At 36.5% G+C, this 3,957-nt stretch carries 7 protein-coding genes; 4 read left to right on the forward strand and 3 right to left on the reverse strand.

All coding sequences use genetic code 11. The features are described 5' to 3' along the window. From M0R38_13075 to M0R38_13090, 4 genes are all read left to right on the forward strand, one after another. A partial coding sequence (locus M0R38_13075; protein MCK9482667.1) for a CBS domain-containing protein occupies positions 1-614 on the forward strand: 614 nt, incomplete at its 5' end. A gap of 15 nt (positions 615-629) precedes the next feature. Continuing rightward, entirely contained in the window at positions 630-968 is a 339-nt protein-coding gene (locus tag M0R38_13080) for an iron-sulfur binding hydrogenase (GenBank protein MCK9482668.1), read from the forward strand. A 3-nt stretch (positions 969-971) separates the two neighbouring features. Next, a complete protein-coding gene (locus M0R38_13085; GenBank protein ID MCK9482669.1) occupies positions 972-1,679 on the forward strand; it encodes a PHP domain-containing protein in 708 nt (235 codons plus the stop codon). A 370-nt stretch (positions 1,680-2,049) separates the two neighbouring features. Then, the gene (locus M0R38_13090; GenBank protein MCK9482670.1) at positions 2,050-2,310 is read left to right on the forward strand and encodes a hypothetical protein; all 261 of its coding nucleotides are present in this window, start codon (positions 2,050-2,052) and stop codon (positions 2,308-2,310) included. Position 2,311: 1 nt separating this feature from the next. Here M0R38_13090 and M0R38_13095 read toward each other — a convergent pair whose 3' ends face one another. The 3 genes from M0R38_13095 to M0R38_13105 all read right to left on the reverse strand — a co-directional run. Beyond that, on the reverse strand, positions 2,312-2,869 hold the full coding sequence (locus M0R38_13095) for a nitroreductase family protein (protein MCK9482671.1): 558 nt from the start codon (positions 2,867-2,869) through the stop codon (positions 2,312-2,314). 4 nt (positions 2,870-2,873) lie between these two features. Continuing rightward, positions 2,874-3,581, reverse strand: coding sequence for a Bax inhibitor-1/YccA family protein (locus M0R38_13100; GenBank protein ID MCK9482672.1), 708 nt, complete (start codon positions 3,579-3,581; stop codon positions 2,874-2,876). A gap of 56 nt (positions 3,582-3,637) precedes the next feature. Further along, a partial coding sequence (locus tag M0R38_13105; GenBank protein MCK9482673.1) for an MATE family efflux transporter occupies positions 3,638-3,957 on the reverse strand: 320 nt, incomplete at its 5' end.

Consider the following 3,957-nt stretch of genomic DNA (forward strand, 5'->3'; position numbering starts at 1 on the left):
AAGAGGATATGCCAGTATCGTTTGCAATAAGTTACTTTGATCGTTATCGCTACCACCGCTTCCCTGTTTTAAATAAGAATAAGGAGCTAGTTGGGATGGTAACTACCCGTGATATCTCAAGTCACCTCCTTTGGGAGATAAATAGAGAAGTTGAAGCACTAGAGAGGATGAACCAATCTGTAACTAAAAAAGATGGCCTAGAGCGGGAAGTTCAATCTTTCTCCATTTTAAAGTTAGATTTTGAAAATGCAGGATTTGCCTCTACAGAAATTAAAAAGAGGCTAAAAAAGAACAATGTCCCCCCTAGGATTATCAGGCGTGCTGCTATTGCCTCTTATGAGTTGGAGATGAACATAGTGGTTCACTCCAATGGGGGCAAAATTGTAGCTGAGTATGGCCCTAATGAGGTAATCATTACAGGAACCGATGGAGGCCCTGGTATTGAAGATGTTGATAAAGCTTTAACGCAAGGATACAGCACAGCTATTGAGTGGATTCGCTCTTTGGGTTTTGGAGCTGGGATGGGATTACCCAACGTTAAAGCTGTTAGTGATGATTTTACAATCCATAGTAGTCCAAAAGGGACAATAGTCTCTTCTACTATTAAATTTTAATTGTGGCAGGTGAATATGGTTACGTTGAAAAGTTTAGTTGATACATACAACTACAAAGTTTTTACCTTAGAAGATGAAAATGCAACTTTTAAAGGTGGCTACACAGGAGATTTGTTAAGTGATGTTATGGGCAATGGGGAAGAAGATACAGTGTTTATCACCATCCAAGCTCACAAAAACAGTGTAGCTGTCGCCTCACTGTTGGGCATTAAAGCTATTTTACTTTGCAATGGAAGAGAAGCTGATAATGATATGATTGAGGCAGCTAAAAAAGAGAACATTGCTATTTTAGGAACTGATGAAGATCAGTTCACCTCAAGTTGGAAGATTGCCACTTTATTGGGATTAAAATAGACAATGCGCTATTGCATCGACTTACACAACCACTCTTGCCTCTCATCGTGTGCAAGCGACGATTTGTTGCCTGCTGTCTTAGCTATGGAGGCAGCTGATCAAGGAATCGACATCTTAGCTTTAACTGATCACAACACAGGTCGCAATTTAGGCTCTTTTAAAGAAGCGTGTGAAATAGTCGAAATTACCCCTATCTTTGGTATTGAGATTACCACTAACGAAGAGATTCACCTTTTAGCCCTTTTTGAAAATCTAGATGAGGCTCAAAAGTTCTCTTTGTACATTGAAGATCTTTTACCTAAAATACCCAATACCCCTAAACTCTTTGGTAATCAAATAATAAGTGATTTAACTGGTGAAAATAGTGAAGAGCTTACTGTTATGTTATCAAATGCGTGTGATATCTCATTTGATACTTTGGTTGAAGAAATTCTAGCTCTAGGTGCTTTAGCAATTCCAGCTCACATAGATCGCCCAAGTAACTCCGTTATTGGAAACTTGGGCTTTATTCCCCCACTTAATTACAGTGCTGTTGAATCAATTGCCATCCCCCCTATAGTTAACACAGATCAATGGGCAACTATTCAAGGCTCTGATGCCCACTACATTGAACACATTGGAAGAAGAAAATGTTTTATCGAATCTGATAAAGAGGGCTTTGCTGCCTTAGTTGATGCCTTTTCAACAAAATCTATTGAATATTTAAAATAATTATTTTTAACTTCTAACATCTATTTGGTCAAAGTTTGGTAGATGTTCTGTAAAAATAGGGGTAAAAAGTTAAACGTTTATCTAATTAGTAAGGTGATTGACTAATGTCATCATCATCCTTTTTAAAAGTTAGATTTTCAACTTCGACCGTTAAAAAGAGCCATTTTTGACTCTTTTTTTACAAATACTTCTAACATCTATTGTCATATGTTAAAGAAAAAAGCCCTTTGAACAAATGTTTTTGGTAAAACTTTTGTCTATTTTAGTGAAAACATTTCACATCTGTCATATTGATAATTCGTTACTTTATAAGCAATTAAGTGTTTGACTTATCGGAAAGTGGGAGTTATCATTTAAGTGTGAGAAGGAGATGGAGGAAGTTTTGAGAAAAACGAATTTAATGGTCAAAGTTATAATTCTCTTAACAATGCTTATCTTAGCAACCAGCGCACTTAGTGCATCCAGAGTTGTTGCCTCTTCAACCTTAACCATTCACGCATACATCCCCCAACACACTACAGTTGATTACGATGAGTTTGGTAATTTATTGTTCACTTCTAACAATCCAAATGTTGATCTTGGTATTGATCAAAGCTTTGATGCAACTTACTTATCGGTTGTAGCTAAATAACCTATCTAATAAAATCTACTTTATAATCGCGCTCTTTATTACTCTCACTTAATTTGTTTTTAGGATATCCAATTGAGACGGCGAATGTTGGTTTATAACCATTTGGAAGGTTAAATCTTTTAAGAAGGTGCTTTCCTTTTTCACTGTTAAATGCTTGTACAAAAGAGCCAATATAACAAGAGCCTAGCTCTATTGCAGTTGCTGCTAAACAAATTGTTTGAGCTGCATTGGCACAATCGGCAAACGAGTAGCGATTGGCCTCACGGGAGATGAAGATAACAGTTGGTGCATGGTAAAAAGAGTGAAAGTTCTCATCTGTTGCCCGCTCTATTAAAGAGGGCACCTCAGAGTCAATTAATACTTGAGCAACAGAGTTGCTAATCTCTTTCAAGAATTCTTTATCTTGAACTACTGTGAAGTGCCAACTTTGACGATCCATGGCTGTCGATGCACTAAGACCACTTTCAATTAAAAAATCCAACTCCTCTTTACTTATTTGATCTTTTAAATAATCGCGAGTCGATTCTCTTTTTTTAAATATCGTGCGTGCATCAACCATTTACCTACTCCCTGTTTTTTCCAAATATTCTTAAAAGATATAAAAAGATATTGATAAAATCTAAATAGAGCATCAAAGCTCCAATAATTGACAATTTTATATATGTCTCTTCATCAATGCTCTGCCCATAAGAGGCATTTAGGTTTTTAATTTTTTGGGTATCCCAAGCTGTTAAAAGGGTGAATAAAATTACCCCAATTATTGAAATTAGAAAGTAAAATCCTTCACTTTTTAAAAAGATGTTGATAACTGAAGCTGCAATGATTCCCCACAAAGCCATAATTAAATAATGGCCTATGCCATCAAGATCTCTTTTAGTTGTCATCCCATAAAAGCTCATTCCACCAAACAACGCAGCTGTTGTGAAAAAAGCACGAGAGATAACTACACCACTGTAGGCAAAAAATATTACCGATAAGGTTATTCCTGTTAATACAGAGTATATTCCAAACGAAACGATTGCTTTGTTGGCACTCATTGTGTTTAACCTTGATGAGAGATAAAAAACTACAACAAATTGGGCTAATACAACAAAAAGGAACGTTACTCCATTTCGTAAGAAGAAACTTAGTAACATTTGAGAAGAGGCAACACCGTAGGCAACTACTGCTGTTAAAGCTAAGCCCACTGTCATCCATAGATAAACATTTTTCAATATTGAATTTTCTCTTTGTTTAACGTTACTTAAAGTGTTTGTTTGGTTTTGAGCCATTTGATTCCTCCAAAACTTCTTCCAATAATTTCCCATTTTAACTCAATCAAGTCAACTCAAAGACGATTCTCATACCACTTTGATTTTTTAAATATTAGAGCTAAAACTGCCAACTCAACAACATCTCCAATAAGTAGGGCACTCCACAACCACCCTATAGAAGCTTTGAAGATGAAGCTAACTGCTAAGGCAAAGGGAACTAAAATTACCCACTGTCCAATAAATGAGGCTACAAGCAGTGGACGGTTAATTCCTGCTCCAGTGAAAGCAGAACCGATTCCTCCAATTAAAGAGCCCACCATTAAAGCAGGACCTACAACTTTTAATAAAGAGATTCCCACATAAGTGGCCGCTTGCCCTCCCATAAACAACCTTA

Source organism: Bacteroidia bacterium, from assembly GCA_023228875.1.
Classification (GTDB): domain Bacteria; phylum Bacteroidota; class Bacteroidia; order NS11-12g; family UBA955; genus JALOAG01.